The 24866-nt window shown below is 60.8% G+C and carries 18 protein-coding genes and 1 pseudogene; 16 read left to right on the top strand and 3 right to left on the bottom strand.

The genetic code is table 11. The features are described 5' to 3' along the window. Positions 1-153: 153 nt before the first annotated feature. The 3 genes from rpmE to AC0IXA_RS22480 all read left to right on the top strand — a co-directional run bounded on the left by rpmE (position 154) and on the right by AC0IXA_RS22480 (position 2652). Complete coding sequence (rpmE, locus tag AC0IXA_RS22490; RefSeq protein WP_016772055.1) at positions 154-375, top strand: 50S ribosomal protein L31; 222 nt, start codon at positions 154-156, stop codon at positions 373-375. Between the two features lie 41 nt (positions 376-416). After that, complete coding sequence (locus AC0IXA_RS22485) at positions 417-1199, top strand: thermonuclease family protein (protein ID WP_471814534.1); 783 nt, start codon at positions 417-419, stop codon at positions 1197-1199. A 184-nt stretch (positions 1200-1383) separates the two neighbouring features. Then, complete coding sequence (locus AC0IXA_RS22480) at positions 1384-2652, top strand: malic enzyme-like NAD(P)-binding protein (protein WP_016772053.1); 1269 nt, start codon at positions 1384-1386, stop codon at positions 2650-2652. A gap of 162 nt (positions 2653-2814) precedes the next feature. Here AC0IXA_RS22480 and AC0IXA_RS22475 read toward each other — a convergent pair whose 3' ends face one another. Then, on the bottom strand, positions 2815-5259 hold the full coding sequence (locus AC0IXA_RS22475; RefSeq protein WP_471814533.1) for a penicillin-binding protein 1A: 2445 nt from the start codon (positions 5257-5259) through the stop codon (positions 2815-2817). Between the two features lie 219 nt (positions 5260-5478). Here AC0IXA_RS22475 and AC0IXA_RS22470 point away from each other — a divergent pair, with 219 nt between their 5' ends. The 11 genes from AC0IXA_RS22470 to hemE all read left to right on the top strand — a co-directional run bounded on the left by AC0IXA_RS22470 (position 5479) and on the right by hemE (position 21378). Continuing rightward, positions 5479-6543 (top strand): pilus assembly protein PilM, encoded by a 1065-nt coding sequence (locus AC0IXA_RS22470; RefSeq protein WP_024011266.1) that lies wholly within the window; start codon positions 5479-5481, stop codon positions 6541-6543. Beyond that, positions 6543-7109, top strand: coding sequence for a PilN domain-containing protein (locus AC0IXA_RS22465; protein ID WP_217864584.1), 567 nt, complete (start codon positions 6543-6545; stop codon positions 7107-7109). Before AC0IXA_RS22470 ends, AC0IXA_RS22465 begins: the two co-directional genes overlap by 1 nt. Further along, complete coding sequence (gene pilO, locus AC0IXA_RS22460) at positions 7106-7729, top strand: type 4a pilus biogenesis protein PilO (RefSeq protein ID WP_071174143.1); 624 nt, start codon at positions 7106-7108, stop codon at positions 7727-7729. Before AC0IXA_RS22465 ends, pilO begins: the two co-directional genes overlap by 4 nt. Next, positions 7726-8250, top strand: a complete 525-nt coding sequence (locus AC0IXA_RS22455; RefSeq protein WP_471814528.1) for a pilus assembly protein PilP — start codon at positions 7726-7728, stop codon at positions 8248-8250. The genes pilO and AC0IXA_RS22455 overlap by 4 nt, the downstream gene beginning before the upstream one ends. A gap of 13 nt (positions 8251-8263) precedes the next feature. After that, positions 8264-10342 (top strand): type IV pilus secretin PilQ, encoded by a 2079-nt coding sequence (gene pilQ, locus AC0IXA_RS22450; RefSeq protein WP_122611068.1) that lies wholly within the window; start codon positions 8264-8266, stop codon positions 10340-10342. Positions 10343-10346: 4 nt separating this feature from the next. Continuing rightward, positions 10347-10865: a shikimate kinase AroK gene (gene aroK, locus AC0IXA_RS22445; RefSeq protein WP_281881604.1), complete on the top strand. Its 519-nt coding sequence runs from the start codon at positions 10347-10349 to the stop codon at positions 10863-10865. Between the two features lie 152 nt (positions 10866-11017). After that, positions 11018-12118: a 3-dehydroquinate synthase gene (gene aroB, locus AC0IXA_RS22440; RefSeq protein WP_471814527.1), complete on the top strand. Its 1101-nt coding sequence runs from the start codon at positions 11018-11020 to the stop codon at positions 12116-12118. Positions 12119-12128: 10 nt separating this feature from the next. Continuing rightward, positions 12129-13715: an AAA family ATPase gene (locus tag AC0IXA_RS22435; protein WP_471814526.1), complete on the top strand. Its 1587-nt coding sequence runs from the start codon at positions 12129-12131 to the stop codon at positions 13713-13715. 351 nt (positions 13716-14066) lie between these two features. Continuing rightward, positions 14067-18512, top strand: coding sequence for a glutamate synthase large subunit (gltB, locus tag AC0IXA_RS22430; protein WP_471814525.1), 4446 nt, complete (start codon positions 14067-14069; stop codon positions 18510-18512). 126 nt (positions 18513-18638) lie between these two features. Then, positions 18639-20057, top strand: a complete 1419-nt coding sequence (locus AC0IXA_RS22425; protein ID WP_007909438.1) for an FAD-dependent oxidoreductase — start codon at positions 18639-18641, stop codon at positions 20055-20057. 253 nt (positions 20058-20310) lie between these two features. After that, positions 20311-21378, top strand: a complete 1068-nt coding sequence (hemE, locus tag AC0IXA_RS22420) for a uroporphyrinogen decarboxylase (protein ID WP_016772044.1) — start codon at positions 20311-20313, stop codon at positions 21376-21378. Positions 21379-21555: 177 nt separating this feature from the next. Here the strand turns inward: hemE and AC0IXA_RS22415 are convergent, their stop codons facing one another. Further along, on the bottom strand, positions 21556-22830 hold the full coding sequence (locus tag AC0IXA_RS22415) for an MFS transporter (protein ID WP_252868658.1): 1275 nt from the start codon (positions 22828-22830) through the stop codon (positions 21556-21558). A 118-nt stretch (positions 22831-22948) separates the two neighbouring features. Between AC0IXA_RS22415 and AC0IXA_RS22410 the strand changes: the two genes are divergently transcribed. Then, the gene (locus tag AC0IXA_RS22410; RefSeq protein ID WP_471814524.1) at positions 22949-23851 is read left to right on the top strand and encodes a LysR family transcriptional regulator; all 903 of its coding nucleotides are present in this window, start codon (positions 22949-22951) and stop codon (positions 23849-23851) included. A gap of 83 nt (positions 23852-23934) precedes the next feature. On the opposite strand, the gene AC0IXA_RS22405 is transcribed toward AC0IXA_RS22410, so the two are convergent. After that, positions 23935-24372, bottom strand: a complete 438-nt coding sequence (locus AC0IXA_RS22405) for an excinuclease (RefSeq protein WP_130899548.1) — start codon at positions 24370-24372, stop codon at positions 23935-23937. 219 nt (positions 24373-24591) lie between these two features. On the opposite strand from AC0IXA_RS22405, the pseudogene AC0IXA_RS22400 reads away from it, so the two are divergent. Then, a pseudogene (locus AC0IXA_RS22400) lies at positions 24592-24690 on the top strand (type II toxin-antitoxin system PemK/MazF family toxin); the annotation flags it as partial. Positions 24691-24866 lie beyond the last annotated feature (176 nt).

Raw genomic sequence — 24866 nt, 5'->3', positions numbered from 1 at the left:
CAGGGGAATGCGTTCAAGGTCGGGAGCCTAGCAGACGGTCGGTCTCGGTGACAGCTTGCGCGATTGAAAAGGTCTGGTAGAATCCGCGGCCTAATTACGTGCGGTATTCAACAATAGTGTTGGGTGGCGGCACGCTAGCCTGAGGAAGACACCATGAAAGCCGAAATCCATCCGAACTACCCGGAAATCGCTGTTACCTGCAGCTGCGGTAACAAGTTCGAAACTCGTTCGACCTACGGCAAAGCCCTGGCGATCGACGTTTGCAACGAATGCCACCCGTTCTACACCGGTAAGCAGAAGACTCTGGACACCGGCGGCCGTGTGCAGAAGTTCGCAGACCGTTTCGCTACTTTCGGCGTCGGCAAAAAAGCCTGAGGCTGATCATTTTGGAAGGTCGCTTCGACTTCTCCAGACTGATGAAAAAGGCGTCCCTTACGGGCGCCTTTTTTGTGTCTGCGATTTGGCTGTCCGCCGCCCAGGCGTTCTGCCCGACACCCGCAGGGCTGACCAGCGTTTCCGTGCAGCGGGTGGTCGATGGCGACACTCTGCGCCTGAGCGATGGCCGCAGCGTGCGCATGATCGGCCTCAATACGCCGGAGCTGGGCAAGCAGGGCCGCAGCGACGAGCCCTTCGCCGTGGCGGCGCGCAAACGCCTGCAAGCGCTGGTCGATGACAGCGGCGGCCGGGTCGGTCTGCGGCCCGGCAAGCAGGCGAAAGACCATTACGGGCGTACGCTGGCGCATGTTTACAGTGTCAGCGGTGCCAATCTCGAAGCGCAGATGCTTGCCGCTGGCCTGGGTTTTCAGGTCGCGGTGGCCCCGAACGTCGATCTGGTCGCCTGCCAACAGGCCGCCGAACGCAGCGCGCGACAGGCCGGACTTGGTCTCTGGCGGCAATCGCCGGTCCAGAAAGCGCAGCAGATCCAGCGTTCGGGCTTTGCCGTAGTCAGCGGTAGGGTGAGCAAGGTGCAGCGCAATCGCGGCGGAATCTGGATCGAGTTGCAGGACACGCTTGTATTGCGGGTTGCACCCAATCTGCTCGGACAATTTGACAGTGCTGGTTTGCAAGCATTGAAAGGCAGGCAGATCGAGGCGCGTGGCTGGGTGGTTGACCGATCCCGGCGCGGTGGTCTGCAAAAAGGTCAGGCGCGCTGGTTGCTGCCGTTGACCGATCCTTCGATGCTGCACGTACCGCGCTGAAGAAAAATTGTAGACATTTTTCTGATTGATTGTGAACAGTCCAGCCCTTGTGTGCCGTGGCTCTTGGCCCAAAGTCGTAGGGCAGGGCGCTTGACAGCGGTGACTGCCCAGTCTTGTGGGGACTTTGCGAGGCGCGTATCCTCGCTGACCAGTCTGTCCAACAGTAAAAAAGCGGAATGCCAAAATGTCTGATCTGAAAACTGCCGCTCTCGAATACCACGCCAATCCTCGTCCGGGGAAGCTGAGTGTCGAGCTCACCAAGGCCACTGCAACCGCCCGCGACCTGTCGCTGGCCTACAGCCCCGGCGTAGCTGAACCAGTGCGCGAGATCGCTCGCGATCCTGAACTGGCCTACAAATACACCGGCAAGGGCAACCTGGTGGCAGTCATTTCCGACGGCACCGCGATCCTGGGTCTGGGCAACCTCGGCCCACTGGCTTCCAAGCCTGTAATGGAAGGCAAGGGCGTACTGTTCAAGCGTTTCGCCGGCATCGACGTATTCGACATCGAAGTCGACTCCGAAAGCCCGCAGGCCTTCATCGACACCGTCAAGCGCATCTCCATCACCTTCGGTGGCATCAACCTGGAAGACATCAAGGCGCCTGAGTGCTTTGAGATCGAACGCGCTCTGATCGAGCAGTGCGATATTCCGGTGTTCCACGATGACCAGCACGGCACCGCGATCGTGACCGCTGCCGGTATGATCAACGCCCTGGAAATCGCGGGCAAAACCCTGCCGGAAGCGAAGATTGTCTGCCTCGGTGCCGGTGCTGCCGCCATCTCCTGCATGAAACTGCTGGTGAGCATGGGCGCTCGCATCGAAAACATCTTCATGGTTGACCGTACCGGCGTGATCCACTCCGGCCGTGACGACCTGAACCAGTACAAAGCCGTGTTCGCCCACGCTACCGAGAAGCGCACCCTGGCAGACGCACTGGCAGGCGCTGACGTATTCGTCGGTCTGTCCGGTCCGAACCTGCTGAGCGCCGAAGGCCTGCTGTCGATGGCGGCCAACCCGATCGTCTTCGCCTGCTCCAACCCGGATCCGGAAATCTCCCCGGAACTGGCGCACGCCACCCGTAGCGACGTGATCATGGCCACCGGCCGTTCGGACTACCCGAACCAGGTCAACAACGTGCTGGGCTTCCCGTTCATCTTCCGTGGTGCCCTGGACGTTCGCGCCAAGCGCATCAACGAAGAAATGAAAGTCGCCGCCGCCAACGCCCTGCGCGAACTGGCCAAACTGCCGGTTCCACAGGACGTGTGCGATGCCTACGGCGGTGCTCCGCTGGAATTCGGCCGTGAGTACATCATTCCGAAACCAATGGACAAGCGGCTGATCACCCTGATCTCCGACGCCGTGGCCAAGGCCGCGATCGAGACCGGCGTGGCCACCCTGCCGTATCCGAAGAACTACCCGCTGAAAAGCGTGGATGACGTGTTCAACGGTTAAAAGCAGCCGCCCATAAAAAAACCCAGCCTGGTGCTGGGTTTTTTTATGGGCTACAAGCTACAAGCTACAAGCTACAAGCTACAAGCTACAAGCTACAAGCTACAAGCGTGCATCGTTCGCGCTTTTGCTTGCCGCTTGTAGCTTGGCGCTTGCAGCTGCTCCCTAGAACAGATCGATCGGCGCCTGCTCATCCGCCGGCAGCGGACTGCCAGGCACAACGCCGTTGCCCAGCTCGTTCACCGATGGCGGCGTGTCTTCGGCCTTGAACAGTTCGAAGTACGCCCCCGGTGTGCTCGGTGTCGCTGCACGGCCACTGACCGGATCCACCCGCAGGCTGAGCAGACCTTCCGGCTCAGGCTGCACATGCGGCGGCTTGTCTTTCAGCGCGGCCGACATGTAATTCATCCAGATCGGCAGCGCCACGGTGCCACCGAACTCACGGCGTCCGAGGCTTTCCGGCTGGTCGAAACCGGTCCACACGGTGGTTACGTAATCAGCGTTGTAACCGGAGAACCAGGCATCTTTCGATTCGTTGGTGGTACCGGTCTTGCCGGCGATGTCACTGCGGCCCATGGCCAGTGCACGGCGGCCGGTGCCGAGTTTGATTACGTCCTGCAGCATGCTGTTGAGGATGTAGGTGGTACGTCCATCGACAATCCGCTCGGCCACGGCCGGCGCTTGCGGCACTGCCGGATTGCCCGACGCTTCACCGGCAACCGGAGCGGCATTGACCGTGAACGACTCGGTAGCCGGCGCAGCGATACCGTCGGTCGCCGCACCACCCTGTGGCACGGTCGGCGGGTTGGCGACGAACAGCGTGTCGCCGTTACGGCTTTCGATCCTGTCGATGATGTACGGGGTGATCTTGTAGCCGCCGTTGGCAAAGGTGCTCCAGCCAGTGGCGATTTCCATCGGCGTCAGCGTTGCGGTGCCGAGTGCCAGCGACAGGTTCGGCGGCAGGTCCTGCTTGTTGAAGCCGAAGCGGGTGATGTAGTCGATGGTCTTGCCCACACCCATGGCCTGCAACAGGCGGATCGACACCAGGTTGCGCGACTTGTACAGCGCTTCACGCAGGCGGATCGGGCCGAGGAAGGTGTTGGTGTCGTTCTTCGGTCGCCAGACCTTGTCCAGGTACTCGTCGACGAACACGATCGGCGCATCGTTGACCAGGCTGGCAGCGGTGTAGCCGTTATCCAGCGCGGCGCTGTAAACGAATGGCTTGAAGCTCGAACCCGGCTGACGCTTGGCCTGCATGGCGCGGTTGTAGTTGCTCTGCTCGAAAGCGAAGCCACCCACCAGCGAACGGATCGCGCCGTTCTGCGGATCCAGCGACACCAGTGCGCCCTGAGCCTGCGGAATCTGACTGAATTTCAGTGAATTGTCGGTCTGGCGCTGCACGCGGATCAGATCACCGACCTGCGCGACATCCGACGGCTGGCGCGGGTTGGCGCCCATGCTGTTGGTATTGAGGAACGGTCGCGCCCATTTCATCGTGTCCCAGGCAACGTGCTCTTCACCGGTGCGGGTCAGCACTTGCAGGCCGGTTTTATCGACTTGGGTAACGATCGCAGGTTCGAGACTGCTGATGGTGCGCTGCTTGGTCAGTTCGCTGGCCCACGCTTCGCGGGTCTTGCCCGGCAGGCGCGACTCGGGGCCACGGTAGCCGTGGCGCTGGTCGTAAGTCATCAAGCCTTCGTGCAGTGCGGTGTTGGCCATTTCCTGCAGATTGCTTGGCACTGTGGTGGTGACGCGGAAGCCTTCGGTGTAGGCCTCGCTGCCATAACGACCGACCATTTCGGCACGGGCCATTTCGGCGATGTACGGTGCGTTCACTTCCGGGGTCGGCACGTGGTAGCTGGCGTTCAGCGGCTCGTTGATCGCCGCGGTGTAGTCGGCTTCGCTGATCTTGCCCAACTTGTACATGCGCCCGAGGATCCAGTCGCGGCGTTCTTTGCTGCGTGCCGGGTTGGCCAGCGGGTTGAAGCGCGACGGAGCCTTTGGCAGACCGGCGATCATCGCCATCTGCGCGAGGCTGATGTCACGGATCGATTTGCCGTAATACACCTGCGCCGCCGCCTCGATGCCGTAGGCGCGGTTACCCAGGTAGATCTTGTTGACGTACAGCTCAAGGATCTCGTCCTTGGTCAGCTGTCGTTCGATCTGCAGGGCCAGGAGAATTTCTGTGGTTTTGCGCGAAAAGCTGCGCTCGCTGGTGAGGAAGAAGTTCTTCGCCACCTGCATGGTGATGGTGCTGCCGCCGGACTGAATGTGCCCACTCTTGACCAATTGCGTTGCCGCACGCATCAGGCTGCTCGGGTCGACGCCATAGTGATTGGCAAAATTGTCGTCTTCAGCACTTAGTAACGCATTGATGAAATTGGGCGGAATGTCGGCGAAACGGATCGGCGTACGGCGCATTTCGCCAAATTCTGCGATCAACTTGTTGTCGCTGCTGTAGACGCGCAGAGGAATCTGCAACTGAATGCTTCTCAGCGCCTCCACAGACGGCAAACCCGGACTAAGGTAAAGAAAGGCGCCGCTGAGACTTAAGAGCAGTCCGCAGAAAACGGCGACGATGGACCAACCGAAAAATTTCAGCAGACGAATCAAGGCTTTTGGACATCCAGGGCAAAGAATGAATTTGGCACGGGGCTGCGGTTACACACAGAGCCATCCGCGCGGGCAGTAAAAAGCGGAGAAAATCGCTGGGCATTATAAGCACTTTTCCGTCGGAGGGGTCATTGGCGCTTCTGTCAAGACGGGGGTGAAGGAACGCAATGCGTATTACAGAGTCCGTAACTCACGGAAAGTCATAGGGAATTGGTAGTGCTGGGACTCTTCAATAAAAAGACCAATGCGTTACTGGGGATCGACATCAGCTCCACGTCGGTGAAGCTGCTGGAACTGAGCCGTCAGGGCGAGCGCTACCGGGTCGAGGCCTATGCGGTGGAGCCGTTGCCTGCGAACGCTGTGGTCGAAAAGAACATCGCCGAACTCGAGGGCGTTGGCCAGGCACTGAGCCGCCTGCTGGTCAAGGCGCGTACCGGGGTCAAGAGCGTGGCGGTGGCAGTCGCGGGTTCGGCGGTGATCACCAAGGTCATCGAGATGGACGCCGGGCTGTCCGACGACGAACTGGAAAACCAGCTCAAGATCGAGGCCGACCAATACATTCCCTATCCGCTGGACGAAGTCGCCATCGACTTTGAAGTCCAGGGCGTCTCGCCGCGCAACCCGGAACGGGTCAACGTGCTGCTTGCCGCCTGTCGCAAGGAAAACGTCGAGGTGCGTGAAGCGGCGCTGGCGCTCGCCGGCCTGACCGCGCGGGTGGTGGATGTCGAGGCCTACGCGCTGGAGCGCTCGTTCGGCCTGCTGGCGACGCATCTGGCGGCCTCACAGGAGCGCCTGACCGTGGCGGTGGTCGACATTGGCGCGACCATGACCACTCTCAGCGTCCTGCACAACGGCAAGATCATCTATACCCGCGAGCAATTGTTTGGCGGGCGCCAGCTCACCGAAGAGATCCAGCGCCGCTACGGCCTCACGGTCGAACAGGCAGGCCTGGCGAAAAAACAGGGCGGGCTGCCTGACGATTACGTCAGCGAGGTCCTGCAGCCATTTCGCGAGGCGCTGGTGCAGCAAGTCTCGCGCTCGCTGCAGTTCTTCTTCGCCTCCGGCCAGTACAACGCGGTCGACCATATCCTGCTCGCCGGCGGCACCGCCTCGGTGCCCGGCCTGGACCGTCTGATCGAACAGCGTCTGGACACGCCGACGCAGGTCGCCAACCCGTTCGCCGACATGGCTTTAGGCAGCAAGGTCAATGCTGGGGCGCTGGCCAGTGATGCGCCAGCCTTGATGATTGCCTGCGGGCTCGCGCTCAGGAGTTTCGACTGATGGCGCGGATCAACCTTCTCCCCTGGCGCGAGGAGCGCCGCGAAGAACGGCGCAAACGCTTTCTGCTGGTGCTGATCGGCGTGCTGGCCGGCTCTATCGGCGCGGTGCTGATTGCCGACCAGATCATCACCGCAGCCATCGATCGGCAAATGGCGCGCAACGATTACATCGGCAAACAGATCGCCGTGGTCGACGAACGCATCAAGCAGATCAGCGAGCTCAAGGCGCGCCGCCAGCAACTGGTCGAGCGCATGCGCATCATCCAGGACCTGCAGGGCAACCGGCAGATCAGCGGGCGAATCTTCGATCAGTTGGCGCGCACGTTGCCGGACGGCGTGTATTTCACCGATGTGAAAATGGCCGGCAAGACCTTGTCCATCAGTGGCGCGGCGGAGTCGAACAACCGGGTCTCCGAGCTGATGCGCAATCTCGACGCGTCCGACTGGTTCGACGCGCCGAGCCTGAATGAGGTCAAGGCCACCAGCGCCGATCAGGTAGAGCAGGCCAACATCTTCCAGCTGACCGTTCGTCAGACCCAGCCCAAGGTTGTGGAGGACGAGCAATGAACGCCTCCGAGTGGCTGCAAAGCCTGCGCAACATCGATTTCAACGACCTCGATACCAGCAACATCGGTTCCTGGCCGCCGGCCGTGAAAACCCTGTGCGGTGCGCTGGTGATGGTGTTGATCCTCGCGCTTGGCTATTACTTCTTCATCAGCGACATGGAAAATCAGCTCGACCTCAAGCGCGAAGAAGAAATCACCCTCAAGGAACAATTCGCCAGCAAGGCGCGGCTGTCGGCGAACCTTGAGCTGTATACCCAGCAAATGAAGGAAATGGAAAACACCTTCGGCGTGCTGCTGCGGCAATTGCCCAGCGACACCGAAGTGCCGGGCCTGCTCGAAGACATCACCCGCACCGGTCTGGGCAGCGGCCTGGAATTCGAAGAGATCAAACTGCTGCCGGAAGTGACCCAGCCGTTCTACATCGAACTGCCGATCCAGATCACCGTGACCGGCGCCTATCACGACCTCGCGACCTTCGTCAGCGGCGTCGCCGGCCTGCCGCGAATTGTCACTCTGCACGATTTCGAACTGGCGCCGGCCAATCCCGAGGGCGGGACGAAGCTGCGCATGAGCATTCTTGCCAAGACGTACCGCTATAACGACAAGGGGCTGGAGAAATGACCCCGATTCGTTATCTCGTCCTGCCCGTGGTGCTGGCGTTGAGCGGTTGCGGTGGCGGTGATGATTTCAGCGACCTCGACGCTTACCTCAACGAAGTGCGCCTGCGTCCGGCGGGCAAGATTGAACCAACGCCGACATTCCGGTCTTACCCCACATTCACATACAGCGCCGCCAACCTGCGCAGTCCGTTTTCACGGCAGGCGCGGGTCGATCTGGCCGGGCAGAAGCACGGCTCGCGCAACGTCAAACCCGACCCCAACCGGGTCAAGCAATATCTTGAAGGATTCAATATCGAGCAGTTCGAAATGGTCGGCACGATCGCCAATGCCTCGGGCTCGTTTGCGCTGTTGCGCGGCGCAGGCGGGGTGCATCGCCTGAAGGTCGGCGACTACCTGGGCCGCAACGACGGCCGCATCGTCGCCATCAGCGCCACCCAGGTCGATGTCGTCGAGATCGTGCCCGACGGCGCCGGCGCCTGGCTGGAGCGGCCGCGCACCATTCCTTTGAAAGAGCACTCATAGTGGAAGTCGAACAATGAACAGGATTTTCTCCACCCTCGGTTTTTCGCTATGGATAGCGCTGGTGTCACCGATGGTAATGGCGGCCAGTCTGAAAGCGCTGGATGTTGCCGCGCTGCCGGGTGACCGCGTCGAACTGAAGCTGTCGTTCGACGGCCCGCCACCACAGCCCAAGGGCTACACAACCGAGTCGCCGGCGCGCATTGCACTGGATCTGCCGGGCGTGACCAGCCAGTTGGCCAACAGGAATCTTGATCTGGGCAGCGGCAACGCGCGCACGGCCACGGTGGCCGAAGCCAAGGATCGCACGCGGCTGATTGTCAGCCTGACGCAATTGGCGCCGTACAGCACGCGGGTCGAGGGCAATAATCTGTTTGTGGTGGTCGGTCAGGGCGCTTCCGCGACTGCGCCGCGCCCGGCTGCCGTTGCACCGCGTGCCGCCACGGCCGCTGCGGCACCTGCCAGACCAGCCGCGCAACGAAGCAGGGCGATCCGCGGCGTCGATTTCCAGCGCGGCACCGAGGGCGAGGGCAACGTGGTCATCGACCTCTCCGATCCGACCATCGCCCCGGATATTCAGGAGCACGATGGCAAGATCATCCTCAGCTTCGCCCGCACGCAATTGCCGGAAAAACTGCGCGTGCGCCTGGATGTCAAGGACTTCGCTACGCCGGTGCAGTTCGTCAACGCAGCGCTCACCGGCGATCGCACCGTGATCAGTGTCGAGCCCAGCGGCACCTTCGACTACTCAACGTTTCAGACCGATAACAAGCTCACCGTGAGCGTTCGGCCGATGAGCATCGACGACCTGCAAAAGCGCAACGCCGACCGTCAGGCCTATGTCGGCGACAAGCTGTCACTGAATTTTCAGGACATCGACGTGCGTTCGGTACTGCAACTGATCGCGGACTTCACCAATCTCAATCTGGTAGCGAGCGATACGGTGCAGGGCGGTATCACCTTGCGCCTGCAAAACGTGCCGTGGGATCAGGCACTGGATCTGGTGCTGAAAACCAAGGGGCTGGACAAGCGCAAGATCGGCAACGTGCTGCTGGTCGCGCCGGCCGATGAAATTGCCGCTCGCGAGCGTCAGGAACTGGAATCGCAGAAGCAGATCGCCGAGCTGGCGCCCCTGCGTCGCGAGCTGCTGCAAGTCAATTACGCCAAGGCGGCGGACATCGCCAAGCTGTTCCAGTCGGTGACCAGTGCCGAGGCCAAGGTCGACGAGCGCGGTTCGATTACCGTCGATGAGCGAACCAACAACATCATTGCCTACCAGACCCAGGATCGCCTCGACGAACTCCGGCGGATCGTCGCGCAGCTGGATATTCCGGTGCGCCAGGTGATGATCGAGGCGCGCATCGTTGAGGCCAACGTCGATTACGACAAGAGCCTGGGCGTGCGCTGGGGCGGTTCAGTGCAGAACAAGGGCAACTGGAACGCCTCCGGGGTCAACGGTTCGTCGAGCACCATCGGTACGCCGGGCAGCACCGGCACCAACTCGCCGTTCGTCGACATGGGCACGGTCAATAACACTTCGGGGATCGGAATCGCATTCATCACCGACAACGTGCTGCTGGATCTCGAACTGACGGCGATGGAAAAGACCGGCAACGGCGAAATCGTCTCGCAGCCGAAGGTGGTCACCTCGGACAAGGAAACCGCGAAGATCCTCAAAGGCACCGAGATTCCCTATCAGGAGGCCAGCTCCAGCGGCGCGACCTCGGTGTCGTTCAAAGAGGCCTCGCTGTCGCTGGAAGTTACTCCGCAGATCACCCCGGACAACCGCATCATCATGGAGGTCAAGGTCACAAAGGATGAGCCGGACTACCTGAACAAAGTGCAGGATGTGCCGCCAATCAAGAAAAACGAGGTCAACGCCAAAGTGCTGGTAAATGACGGCGAGACCATCGTAATCGGCGGTGTTTTTTCAAATACTCAAAGCAAGGTCGTAGATAAGGTGCCATTTCTTGGCGATGTGCCGTATCTTGGCCGCCTTTTCCGGCGTGATGTGGTTTCGGAGAAAAAATCCGAGCTGCTGGTATTTCTCACTCCGCGTATCATGAATAACCAGGCGATTGCTGTGAGTCGTTGATTCTGTGCGAAATTTGATACTTGTAGGACCGATGGGTGCTGGCAAAAGCACCATCGGCCGATTGCTGGCCAAAGAGCTGCGCCTGCCGTTCAAGGATTCCGACAAGGAAATTGAGCTGCGCACGGGTGCCAATATCCCATGGATCTTCGACAAGGAAGGCGAGCCCGGCTTTCGTGACCGTGAGCAGGCGATGATCGCCGAGCTGTGCGCGTTCGATGGCGTGGTGCTGGCGACCGGCGGCGGCGCGGTGATGCGTGATGCCAATCGCAAGGCCCTGCATGACGGCGGGCGCGTGGTGTATCTGCACGCCTCCGTCGAGCAACAGGTCGGCCGCACCTCCCGCGATCGCAATCGGCCGCTGCTGCGTACCGCCGATCCGGCGAAAACCCTGCGCGACCTGCTCGAGATCCGTGACCCGCTGTATCGGGAAATTGCCGATCTGGTGGTGGAAACCGACGAGCGGCCGCCACGCATGGTGGTGCTCGACATTCTCGACCGCCTCGCGCAGTTGCCGCCCCGTTAAAGCATCGTCCGAAATGCGCTATCCTCGGCGTCTTGTCAGCGTCCGCCGAGGGTGTGGCGGATGCCGGGCGAGCGGCGTCATACCGCTACAGGCCGCAGAACACCAATAATTTCAGGGCAGGACGCCTGCTTCCATCTTCACTGTGGGGACACATGCAGACACTCAAGGTCGATCTAGGCGAGCGCAGCTACCCGATTCATATTGGCGAAGGTCTGTTGGATCAGCCGGAACTGCTGGCGCCGCATATCCACGGGCGGCAGGTGGCAATCATCTCCAACGAAACCGTCGCGCCGCTCTATCTCGAACGTCTGACCCGCAGCCTGTCTCAGTTCTCGGTGATCTCGGTGGTGTTGCCCGACGGTGAAGCCTTCAAGAACTGGGAAACCCTGCAACTGATTTTCGACGGTCTGCTGACCGCCCGTCACGACCGCCGTACCACCGTGATCGCCTTGGGCGGCGGGGTGATCGGCGACATGGCCGGGTTCGCTGCCGCCTGCTATCAGCGCGGTGTCGATTTCATCCAGATTCCTACCACGCTGTTGTCGCAGGTCGATTCCTCAGTCGGCGGCAAGACCGGCATCAACCATCCGCTGGGCAAGAACATGGTCGGCGCGTTCTATCAGCCGAACGTCGTGCTGATCGACACCGCATCGCTGAAAACCCTGCCCCAGCGCGAGTTGTCGGCGGGCCTGGCGGAAGTCATCAAGTACGGCCTGATCTGCGATGAGCCGTTCCTGACCTGGCTGGAAGAAAACGTCGACGCCCTGCGCGCGCTGGACCAGACCGCGCTGACCTATGCGATCGAGCGTTCCTGCGCGGCCAAGGCTGCGGTGGTCGGTGCCGATGAAAAGGAAACCGGCGTGCGCGCCACGCTCAACCTCGGCCATACCTTCGGCCACGCCATCGAAACCCACATGGGCTATGGTGTCTGGCTGCATGGCGAAGCGGTGGCGGCGGGTACCGTGATGGCGCTGGAAATGTCCGCGCGTCTGGGCTGGATCAGCGACCAGGAGCGTGATCGCGGCATTCGTCTGTTCCAGCGTGCCGGCCTGCCGGTCATTCCGCCTGAAGAGATGCACGAAGCCGATTTTCTCCAACACATGGCAATTGATAAAAAAGTGATCGACGGTCGTCTGCGCCTGGTGCTGCTGCGCCGGATGGGCGAAGCGGTAGTGACCGACGATTATCCGAAAGAGGTTCTACAGGCCACGCTGGGAGCGGATTACCGCGCCCTGGCTCAGCTTAAAGGTTAAAACGATTCCGATGACTAGTTTGCATGCCGACGAGGCGTTTCTCGGCCATTTCCAGTTAAGTCACGACCCGTTCGCGCCACGGGTGCCGGGCTTCAAGTTCTTCCCGGCCCAGCGCAAACCGGTGCTGGGCCAACTGCATCACCTGGCGCGTTACAGCCAGTTGCTGCTGGTGGTCACCGGCCCGCAGGGCAGCGGCAAGACGCTGCTGCGGCAGGCGCTGGTGGCCAGCACCAACAAGCAGTCGGTGCAAAGCGTGGTGGTTTCCGCCCGTGGCGCCGGTGATGCGGCCGGCGTGCTGCGCCAGGTGGCGCAGGCGCTGGATGTCGCTCAGGCCGAAGTCGGTGCGATTCTCGAGCAGGTGGTGCAGCTGGGTCTGACCGGGCAGGAAGTGTATCTGCTGGTGGATGATGCCGAGCAGCTCGACGAGTCCGCGCTGGAAGCGTTGATGGCGCTTGGCGCCGGCACGCCGGAAGGTCGTCCGCATGTGTTCCTGTTCGGCGAGTCGTCGCTGATCGCTCAGCTCGAGGCTTTGCAGCTCGAAGAAGAGCGTTTCCACGTTATCGAATTGCAGCCGTACACCGAAGAAGAGACCCGCGAATATCTCGACCAGCGGCTGGAAGGCGCGGGCCGGGGTGTCGAACTTTTCACCGCAGATCAGATCTCTGATATTCACGAAAGCTCCGAGGGCTGGCCGGGCAACATCAACCAGGTCGCTCGCGATGCACTGATCGAAGTCATGATTGCCAGCCGCTCCGCGGTCAAGCGTCCAAGTATGGGGTTCAACATGCCGAAGAAACACGTATTGGCGATTTCCGCCGTCGTTGTGGTCGCGGTTGCCGCCGCCTGGCTGATGCCGGGTCGCAGCAAGGCACCGACCACCGGTGCTCCGGCCAATGAACAGGCGCAACTGCCATTGGGTCAGGGCGCAGCGAATGGCGCCAACCCGTCCGTCGAATTCGCCGGCAACACCCAGCCGATGCCGCTGCCATTGGTCGGCAACTCGCAGCCGGTCATGCGTGGCCCGCTGGCAGAAGCCGCCGGTGGCATCACCGAAGGCGACGACGGCGTGCCGCTGGAAGGCTCCAGCGATACGCCGCCGACCGTAACCACCTCCGCGCCGCCTGCTGGCGTTCCGGCCGGTCCTGCGCCGACACCGGTTCCGACCCCTGCCCCCAAACCGGCACCAACCCCGGCACCGACGCAGATCGCCACAGCCAAGCCCGCTCCGGCCACTCCGGCGCCAGCCGCGAAACCGGCGCCCACTCCGGCCAAGCCTGCCGACAAGCCGGTCACCGTGGCCAAGGCTGCCGGTGGCAGCTGGTACGCCGGTCAGCCGACCAGCAACTATGTCGTGCAGATCCTCGGCACCAGCTCGGAGACCGCCGCGCAGAACTTCGTCAAGGAGCAGGGCGGCGAGTACCGTTATTTCAAGAAAGTCCTCAACGGCAAGCCGCTTTACGTGATCACCTACGGCAACTTTGCCAATCGTGATGCGGCCGTTTCTGCCATCAAGGCCTTGCCAGCGAAGGTTCAGGCTGGTAAACCTTGGCCTCGCACTGTCGCCAGCGTCCAACAGGAACTGGCAACAACTCGCTGAAGATTCGGCGGCCTTACCCAGGCCGCCTCTCCCGGCACCTCAAAATCTCCATAAGTGCGCGCTTTCTGAAAAGGATGCGTGCCTTGTGGTGTCTGCGTCACAGTAGTTTTTGAGTCGTTGCGGTCAGAATTTAAAAAAGTTTTGACTAGCACAGCATATCGCTTTAAACCTTTCACAAATGCGACATGAATTTGCGACAGTTCGTCGTCAAATTTGTGAGCCTCTGTGTCGCTGTGTACAATGACCACCCTTTTGCCCCCGCTAAGCCGGCGTACGTTCGGCGCGGAACGCAAGTGGTTGAATTGAAAAGAAATTTGCCTCGAATAGAGGCAGCCTGGTGAGAAAGTGTCTATGAAAGCAGGTCTGTACCAACCAGATGAATTCAAGGATAACTGCGGTTTCGGCCTGATAGCTCATATGCAGGGCGAGCCCAGTCATACCCTTTTGCAAACGGCCATCGAGGCCCTGACCTGCATGACCCACCGCGGTGGGATTAATGCCGACGGCAAGACCGGTGACGGTTGCGGTCTGCTGATTCAAAAACCCGACGCCTTCCTGCGAGCCATTGCCCAGGAAAGCTTCGGCGTCGATATGCCCAAGCAATATGCAGTGGGCATGGTGTTCTTCAATCAGGATCCGGCCAAGGCCGAAGCCGCTCGCGAGAACATGAACCGCGAGATCCTTGCTGAAGGCCTGCAACTGATCGGCTGGCGCAAAGTGCCGATCGACACCAGCGTCCTCGGCCGCCTTGCCCTTGAGCGCCTGCCGCAGATCGAACAGGTCTACATCGGCGGCGAAGGCCTGAGCGATCAGGACATGGCGGTGAAGCTGTTCAGCGCCCGTCGCCGTTCGTCGGTGGCCAACGCCGCTGACACCGACCACTACATCTGCAGCTTTTCGCACAAGACCATCATCTATAAAGGCCTGATGATGCCGGCCGACCTGGCCGCGTTTTATCCGGATCTGAGTGACGAGCGCCTGCAAACCGCGATCTGCGTGTTCCACCAGCGCTTCTCTACCAACACCCTGCCGAAATGGCCACTGGCGCAGCCGTTCCGCTTCCTCGCCCACAACGGCGAAATCAACACCATCACCGGTAACCGCAACTGGGCGCAGGCCCGGCGGACCAAGTTCACCAACGATCTGATGGATCTGGAAGAACTCGGCCCGCTGGTCAACCGTGTCGGGTCCGACTCATCGAGCATGGACAACATGCTCGAACTGATGGTCACCGGCGGCATCGACCTGTTCCGTGGCGTGCGCATGATCATTCCGCCAGCGTGGCAGAACGTCGAAACCATGGACCCGGATCTGCGTGCGTTCTACGAGTACAACTCGATGCACATGGAGCCGTGGGACGGCCCGGCCGGCGTGGTGATGACCGATGGTCGCTACGCGGTGTGCCTGCTCGACCGTAACGGTCTGCGCCCGGCGCGCTGGGTCACCACCAAGAACGGTTTCATCACCCTCGCCTCGGAAATCGGCGTGTGGAACTACCAGCCCGAAGACGTGCTCGCCAAGGGTCGTGTCGGCCCTGGCCAGATCTTCGCCGTGGACACCGAGACCGGGCAGATCCTCGATACCGATGCGATCGACAACCGTCTGAAATCCCGTCATCCGTACAAGCAATGGCTGCGCAAGAATGCCCTGCGCATTCAGGCGACCATGGAAGACAACGACCACGGTTCGGCTTTCTACGACGTCGATCAGCTCAAGCAGTACATGAAGATGTATCAGGTCACGTTCGAGGAGCGTGATCAGGTGCTGCGCCCGCTCGGCGAGCAAGGCTACGAAGCCGTGGGCTCGATGGGCGACGACACGCCGATGGCGGTGCTGTCCCAGCGTGTACGCACGCCGTACGACTATTTCCGCCAGCAGTTCGCGCAGGTCACCAACCCGCCGATCGACCCGCTGCGTGAAGCGATCGTGATGTCGCTGGAAATCTGCCTCGGTGCCGAGCGCAACATTTTCCAGGAGTCGCCGGAACATGCTTCGCGCGTGATCCTCAGCTCGCCAGTGATCTCGCCGGCTAAATGGCGCTCGCTGATGAACCTCGACCGTCCGGGTTTCGAACGGGCGATCATCGACCTCAACTACGACGAAAGCCTCGGCCTCGAAGCGGCGATCCGTAACGTTGCCGATCAGGCTGAAGAAGCCGTGCGCGCCGGGCGTACCCAGATCGTCCTGAGCGACCGTCATATCGCCCCGGGCAAGCTGCCGATCCACGCTTCGCTGGCGACCGGTGCCGTGCACCACCGCCTGACTGAAAAAGGCCTGCGTTGCGATTCCAACATCCTCGTTGAAACTGCCACTGCGCGCGATCCGCACCACTTCGCCGTGCTGATCGGTTTCGGCGCCTCGGCGGTGTATCCGTTCCTGGCCTACGAAGTATTGGGCGACCTGATCCGTACCGGTGAAGTGCTGGGCGACCTCTACGAGGTGTTCAAGAACTACCGCAAGGGCATCACCAAAGGCCTGTTGAAGATCCTGTCGAAGATGGGTATCTCGACCATCGCTTCGTACCGTGGTGCACAGCTGTTCGAGGCCATTGGTCTGTCTGAAGAAGTCTGCGAGCTGAGCTTCCGTGGTGTGCCGAGCCGGATCAAGGGTGCGCGTTTCGTCGACATCGAAGCCGAGCAGAAAGCCCTCGCCGTCGAAGCCTGGAGCCCGCGCAAGCCGATCCAGCAGGGCGGTCTGCTGAAGTTCGTCCACGGTGGCGAATATCACGCCTACAACCCGGACGTGGTCAACACTCTGCAAGCCGCTGTGCAGCAGGGCGACTACGCCAAGTTCAAGGAATACACCTCGCTGGTGGACAACCGTCCGGTGTCGATGATTCGCGACCTGTTCAAGGTCAAGACCCTCGACGCGCCGCTGGACATCAGTGAAGTCGAGCCGCTGGAGTCGGTGCTCAAGCGCTTCGACTCCGCCGGTATCTCGCTGGGCGCACTGTCGCCGGAAGCTCACGAAGCCCTGGCCGAAGCCATGAACCGCCTCGGCGCGCGTTCCAACTCCGGCGAAGGCGGTGAAGACCCGGCGCGTTACGGCACCATCAAGAGCTCGAAAATCAAGCAGGTTGCGACTGGCCGTTTTGGTGTAACTCCGGAATACCTGGTCAACGCCGAAGTGCTGCAGATCAAGGTCGCCCAAGGCGCCAAGCCGGGCGAGGGCGGGCAACTGCCGGGCGGCAAGGTCAACGGGCTGATCGCCAAGCTGCGTTACGCAGTGCCGGGCGTGACCCTGATTTCGCCACCGCCGCACCACGACATCTATTCGATCGAAGATTTGTCGCAGTTGATCTTTGACTTGAAGCAGGTCAACCCGCAGGCGCTGGTTTCGGTGAAGCTGGTAGCAGAAGCGGGCGTCGGCACCATCGCCGCCGGTGTGGCCAAGGCCTATGCCGACTTGATCACCATTTCCGGCTACGACGGTGGCACCGGTGCTTCGCCGCTGACCTCGATCAAATACGCAGGCGCACCGTGGGAACTCGGCTTGGCTGAAACCCACCAGACTTTGCGCGGCAACGACCTGCGCGGCAAAGTCCGGGTGCAGACCGACGGTGGCCTGAAAACCGGCCTCGACGTGATCAAAGCCGCGATCCTTGGCGCCGAGAGCTTCGGCTTCGGTACCGCGCCGATGATCGCACTGGGCTGCAAATACCTGCGCATCTGCCATCTGAACAACTGCGCCACTGGCGTCGCGACGCAGAACGAGAAACTGCGCAAGGATCACTACATCGGCACCGTCGACATGGTGGTGAATTTCTTCACCTACGTCGCCGAAGAAACCCGTGAGTGGCTGGCCAAACTGGGCGTGCGCTCCCTCGAAGAGCTGATCGGTCGCACCGATCTGCTGGAAATCCTCGAAGGCCAGACCGCCAAGCAACATCACCTGGACCTGACGCCGCTGCTGGGCAGCGATCACATCCCGGCGGACAAACCGCAGTTCTGCGGCGTCGAGCGCAACCCACCGTTCGACAAAGGTCTGCTGGCGGAGAAGATGGTCGAGCTGGCCGCGTCGGCGATCAACGACCTCAGCGGTGCCGAGTTCGAGCTGGATATCTGCAACTGCGACCGTTCGATCGGCGCCCGAATCTCCGGCGAAATCGCGCGCAAGCACGGCAACCAGGGCATGGCCAAGGCGCCGATCACCTTCCGCTTCAAGGGCACGGCAGGTCAGAGCTTCGGCGTGTGGAACGCCGGCGGTCTGAACATGTACCTGGAAGGCGACGCCAACGACTACGTCGGCAAAGGCATGACCGGTGGCAAGCTGACCATCGTGCCGCCGAAGGGCAGCGTCTACAAGACTCAGGAAAGCGCCATCATCGGCAACACCTGCCTGTACGGCGCCACTGGCGGCAAGTTGTTCGCCGCCGGCACCGCAGGCGAGCGTTTCGCCGTGCGCAACTCCGGTGCCCACACCGTCGTGGAAGGCACTGGCGATCACTGCTGCGAGTACATGACCGGTGGTTTCGTCTGCGTGCTGGGCAAGACCGGTTACAACTTCGGTTCTGGCATGACCGGTGGTTTCGCCTACGTGCTCGATCAGGACAACACCTTCGTTGACCGGGTCAATCACGAACTGGTGGAAATCCAGCGGATCAGCGGCGAGGCGATGGAAGCCTATCGCAGCCACCTGCAGAACGTGCTGAACGAGTACGTCGCCGAAACCGACAGCGAGTGGGGTCGTGAACTCGCCGAGAACCTCGACGATTACGTGCGTCGTTTCTGGCTGGTCAAACCGAAGGCAGCGAGTCTGAAATCTCTGCTCTCCAGTACTCGTGCGAGTCCGCAGTAACGACGCAGCTTCAAGCCACTAGCTTCAAGCGACAAGCTGAAGCTAGTACGCGTTGTACCGGACTAATGTGATTTTCTTGCAGCTTGAAGCTTGTAGCTTGGAGCTGTCGTGTAAGAGGTTTTAGTAATGGCTGAACGTCTGAATAACGACTTCCAGTTCATCGATGTCGGGCGCAAGGATCCGAAGAAGAAACTGTTGCGTCAACGCAAGAAAGAGTTCGTTGAAATCTACGAACCGTTCAAACCCCAGCAGTCGGCCGATCAGGCCCACCGCTGCCTGGGTTGCGGCAACCCGTATTGCGAATGGAAGTGCCCGGTGCACAACTTCATTCCAAACTGGCTCAAATTGGTGGCCGAGGGCAACATCCTTCAGGCCGCCGAGCTGTCGCACCAGACCAACACCCTGCCGGAAGTCTGCGGCCGGGTGTGCCCGCAGGATCGTCTGTGCGAGGGTGCCTGCACCCTCAACGACGGCTTCGGCGCGGTGACCATCGGTTCGGTCGAGAAGTACATCACCGACACCGCGTTCGCCATGGGCTGGCGCCCGGACATGTCCAAGGTCAAACCGACCGGCAAACGCGTGGCGATCATCGGCGCAGGCCCGGCGGGTCTTGGTTGTGCCGACGTGCTGGTGCGTGGCGGCGTAACCCCGGTGGTGTTCGACAAGAACCCGGAAATCGGCGGCCTGCTGACCTTCGGCATCCCCGAGTTCAAGCTGGAAAAGACCGTGCTGAGCAATCGTCGCGAAGTCTTCACCGGCATGGGCATCGAGTTCCGTCTCAACACCGAAGTCGGCAAAGACGTGACCATGGAACAACTGCTCGCCGAGTACGATGCGGTGTTCATGGGCATGGGCACCTACACCTACATGAAGGGCGGCTTTGCCGGTGAGGATCTGCCGGGCGTTTATGACGCGCTGGATTTCCTGATCGCCAACGTCAATCGCAACCTGGGCTTTGAAAAGTCGCCGGAAGATTTCGTCGACATGAAAGGCAAGAAGGTTGTGGTCCTGGGCGGCGGCGACACGGCGATGGACTGCAACCGCACCTCGATCCGTCAGGGCGCCAAGTCGGTGACCTGTGCCTATCGTCGCGACGAAGCGAACATGCCCGGCTCGCGCAAAGAGGTGAAGAACGCCAAGGAAGAAGGCGTGAAATTCCTCTACAACCGCCAGCCGATTGCCATCGTCGGTGAAGACAAGGTTGAAGGCGTGAAAGTGGTCGAGACCCGTCTCGGCGAACCGGACGCCCGTGGCCGTCGCAGCCCTGAGCCGATCCCGGGTTCCGAAGAGATCATCCCGGCCGACGCCGTGGTTATCGCTTTCGGCTTCCGCCCGAGCCCGGCGCCGTGGTTCGAACAGTTCGAGATCCAGACCGACAGCCAGGGCCGCGTTGTTGCGCCCGAGCAAGGTCAGTACAAGCACCAGACCAGCAACCCGAAAATCTTCGCCGGTGGCGACATGGTGCGCGGTTCCGACCTGGTGGTGACGGCGATCTTTGAAGGGCGCAATGCGGCTGAAGGGATCCTCGATTATCTGGGTGTCTAACCCCGGCGCCTGAGCCAAACGCAATACTCCTGTGGGAGCGAGCCTGCTCGCGAAAGCGGTCTGTCAGCCAACTTCAATGTTGGATGTGCCGGCCTCTTCGCGAGCAGGCTCGCTCCCACAGTTGTTTTAGGGTGTTGCGGAAAATCGTGTCCCAGCGCGACAAATTGACCCGATAGACAAAAGGCTGACCCACATCCGTGCCTTTTGCCTCGCGCTCTGAGAAAATGCCCGCACTTTTTTTCCGGATGCCGACATGACTGCCCTGAAGAACGACCGTTTCCTCCGCGCCCTGCTCAAGCAACCCGTTGACGTCACCCCAGTGTGGATGATGCGCCAGGCCGGTCGCTACCTGCCGGAGTACCGCGCCAGCCGCGCCCATGCCGGCGACTTCATGAGCCTGTGCATGAATCCGGAGTTCGCCTGCGAAGTCACCCTGCAACCGCTCGACCGCTACCCGCAACTGGACGCGGCGATCCTGTTTTCCGACATCCTCACCATTCCCGATGCCATGGGCCAGGGCCTGTACTTCGAGACCGGTGAAGGCCCGCGCTTCAAAAAAGTTGTCAGCACCCTGGCCGACATCGAAGCCCTGCCGATCCCGGATCCGCACAAAGACCTCGGCTACGTGATGGACGCGGTCAGCACCATCCGTCGCGAGCTGAACGGACGTGTGCCGCTGATCGGTTTCTCCGGCAGCCCCTGGACCCTCGCGACCTACATGGTCGAAGGCGGCTCGTCGAAAGACTTCCGCAAGACCAAGGCGATGCTCTACGACAATCCGCAAGCCATGCACCTGCTGCTGGATAAACTGGCGCAGTCGGTGACTTCGTACCTCAACGGCCAGATCATGGCCGGTGCGCAAGCGGTGCAGATCTTCGATACCTGGGGCGGCAACCTGTCGGCGGCGGCGTATCAGGAATTCTCCCTCGCCTACATGAAGAAAATCGTCAGCGGCCTGATCCGCGAGAACGATGGACGCAAAGTGCCGGTGATCCTCTTCACCAAGAACGGCGGCCTGTGGCTGGAAAGCATCGCCGAAGCCGGCGCCGACGCCCTCGGCCTGGACTGGACCTGCGACATCGGCAACGCCCGCGCCCGTGTCGGCGACAAGGTCGCGCTGCAAGGCAACATGGACCCGACCGTGCTCTACGCCAAACCGGAAGCAATCCGCACTGAAGTCGGGCGCATCCTCGCCAGCTACGGCAAGGGCAGCGGCCATGTTTTCAACCTTGGCCACGGCATTACGCCTGAGGTTGATCCAGAACATGCCGGCGCGTTCCTGCGTGCGGTGCATGAACTGTCGGCGCAGTATCACGAGTGATCAGCGCCCAATAAAAAACGCCCGGCCAAATGCCGGGCGTTTTCTTTTGCACGATCTAATGTCGTACCCAAATCAACTGTGGGAGCGAGCCTGCTCGCGAAAGCGGTGTGTCATTCAACACTGATGTTGCCTGACACAATGCATTCGCGAGCAGGCTCGCTCCCACAGGGTTTTATCTCAGGCTTTGACACCCTGCAACGGTGGCAGCTTCGCCAGCTTCAGTGCCACCAGCAGTGCGATCAGCAACAACGCACCAATAAACAGCCCGATCCCGTTCCACCCGCCCAGATGCCAGAACACCCCGCCCGCCGTCCCGGCGATGCTCGAACCGGCGTAATAACTGAACAGATACAGCGACGACGCCTGACCCTTGGCCGTCAACGCGCGCCGGCCGATCCAGCTGCTCGCCACCGAGTGCGCGGCGAAGAAGCCGAAGGTGAACACCAGCATGCCGACGATCACCAGTAACAACGAGGTGAACATGGTCAGTGCCAGTCCGGCGAACATCAGCGCAATCGTCGCCCAGAGCACTTTGCGTCGCCCCAGCTTGTCCGCCAAAGAACCGATTTTCGCCGAGCTGTAGATCCCCGACAGGTAGACCACCGAGAGCAATCCGACAAATACCTGATCGAGGTTGTACGGCGCGGCCAGCAAGCGGTAGCCGATGTAGTTGAACAGCGTGACAAACGCGCCCATCAGCACAAACGCTTCAAGAAACAGCAGCGGCAGGCCGGCGTCGCGAAAGTGCATGGTGAAGCCGTCGAGCAGGCTGCGCGGGTGCAGCGAGCGAGCGCGGAAGTTGCGCGACTCCGGGAGTATCTTCCAGAACACCGCGGCTGCGACCAGCGCCAGCCCGCCAATCACCAGCATCGCCGTGTGCCAGCTGACGAAGTCGATCAGCACGCCGGTGATCAAGCGTCCGCTCATCCCGCCGATCGCGTTGCCGCCGATGTACAAACCCATTGCCAGGCCGATGTGTTGTGGATGGATTTCTTCGCTCAGATAGGTCATCGCTACCGCTGCCAGGCCGCTCAATGACAGGCCGATCAGCGCGCGCATGATCAATACGCCGTGCCAGCTCGGCATCATCGAACTGGCGATGGTGCACAACGCGGCAGCGAACAGTGCGGCGACCATCACCGGTTTACGGCCGATGCGGTCGGAGATCGGCCCGGTGATCAGCAGACCGAAGGCCAACATGCCGGTCGCCACCGAAAGGATCAGGCTGCTCTGCGCCGCGTTGATCCCGTATTCGTGGGACAGCAGCGGCATCATCGGTTGCACGCAATAGAGCAGCGCGAACGTCGCAAAGCCGCCACAGAACAGCGCCAGCACTGTGCGCATGAACGCCGGCGTGCCTTTTTCGATGTAGATCTCCTGCAGCTCGGCGAGAGCATCGTCGTCGGCAGCGGGCGGGATTTCGTGGGCAAGGGGCGCGACAGCAGTTTTCACTTCAGACCTCGGAAAGCACAGCCGGGCAGGCAATGAAAAAATCATATAGCTGGCTAATGTTTCTATCCAATATATTGTTCGACCTGTTTGATAGCTTCAGCGACCTAATGGTAATCCTATGGAACTGCGTCATCTGCGTTACTTCATCGCCGTCGCCGAAGAACTGCATTTTGGCCGCGCCGCACAGGTGCTGGGCATCTCCCAGCCACCACTGAGCCAACAGATTCAGGCGCTGGAGCAACAGCTCGGCGCGCGCTTGTTCGAACGCACCAATCGTCGGGTCGAATTGAGCGAGGCGGGCAGGTTGTTTCTGCAGGAGGCGCGGCTGGTGCTGGCACAAGTCGACAAGGCCGCGGATGTCGCCCGCCGTGCGCAACTTGGCGAGCTGGGTGAGTTGAAGATTGGCTTCACCTCGTCGGCACCGTTCAATTCGACCATTCCGCAGGCGATTTTTTCCTTTCGTCAGCGCTTTCCGGCGGTGCATCTGAATCTGCGCGAAATGAGCAGCACCATGGTCGCCGATGCCTTGGTGGACGAGTCGATCGAGGTGGGCATCATGCGCCCGCTCGGATTGCCGGATTCACTGAGTGTTGTGGAGTTGATGCGCGAGCCATTGGTGGCGGTGCTCAGTTCCAAGCATCCGTTGGCCCAAGGCAGCGACGAAGGCCTGTTTCTCTCGGCGCTGGCGCTGGAACCGTTCGTGTTTTTTCCGCGCAGTTATGGCAGCGGGCTCTACGCACAACTGCTGAGTCTGGCCCGTGATGCTGGCTTCAGCCCGCACTTCGCTCAAGAGGCTGGTGAGGCGATGACCATCATCGGTCTGGTGGCGGCGGGCTTGGGTGTATCGGTGCTGCCAGCGTCCTACCAACGCATGCGCATCGACGGCGTGGTCTACCGCCCGCTGCTCGATCCTGAAGCGATTTCGGCGGTTTGGCTGGTGCAGCGCAAAGATCAGAAATCACCGATGGCCAAGGCGTTTGTCGAACTGCTTACGCGAAAGGTTGAACCGCTGAAAACCTGAAATCAAAAGATCGCAGCCTTCGGCAGCTCCTACACCGATCCATGTAGGAGCTGCCGAAGGCTGCGATCTTTGGACTTTGCCCTTCAAGGCAACCGCACCAAATCCCCCTTCAAAGCCACCCGGGTAACAAAAACTCCTGCGCGGCACTCGTAGGTATTCAAATCCTTGCGCACATGCTGGTCGTAGTAACTGACGATATTGACCACCGCATTCGCTCCGACCCGCTTGGCATCAGCCTGCAATTTGATCAGATTCGACTGCAGCACCCATTCGCACGAAGCCTGATCGCTCTTGTTGAAACCGTTGGTTTTCAAATCACTGACCACCCCTTGGCGCAGCAACTGCTGAGTGCCCTGCGGCCCGTTGCCGATCAGGTAGAACTTCACACTGCCATCCAGCCGACCGGCGCGAATGGCGTCCGACAGCACGGTTTCGAAAGGCATGTACATGAGGTTGGTGGCATTGCTGGCACTGGGCAGCAGGGCGATAAGCGCAGCGGCCATCAGGGCTTTCACTTGCATGGTCATCTCCTTTGACGGTGAAAGGGAACTGCGAGGGCAGGTACTGAGCCGGGACCTGCTTAAGCGAGTGTAGATGGTGCAAGGGAGCGAGGGGATTGCAGAGAGCTACATTTCCCGTTACGGATCTGCCTTAGGGGAACGCTCGATTTTTGCGCAAAATCGCCTCTTTTCCAGTGAGTGCCACGGATGCCTCTTCGATAGCAGCCCAAGGAGGGCAGCGTGCTGATTTGCGATTTCAGAGGCTATGAAGTGCCTGAGATGGTGAAAGTCAGGCCCGTTGTCGTTCTGCGTAAACACCGCAGCAATAGTCTGTTGGTGGGGCTGTGATGGCGCTGGATATGGCGCCGAGAGGCGAAACGCCAGCCGTTGTCTGCCAATGCATTTCAAGCAATACTGCCTGCGTTCCCGAAAGGGGTTTGTGAGACTCTGAGGATCCTGGGCAACCAGCCATCGCAGAGCCAGGCAGGTAATCGGCGATCACAAGCCAACCTGTC

It is taken from the genome of Pseudomonas sp. AC083 (genome assembly GCF_979253165.1).
Note: the sequence above shows the minus strand (reverse complement) of the source record. Positions and strands in the feature narration are given on the sequence as shown.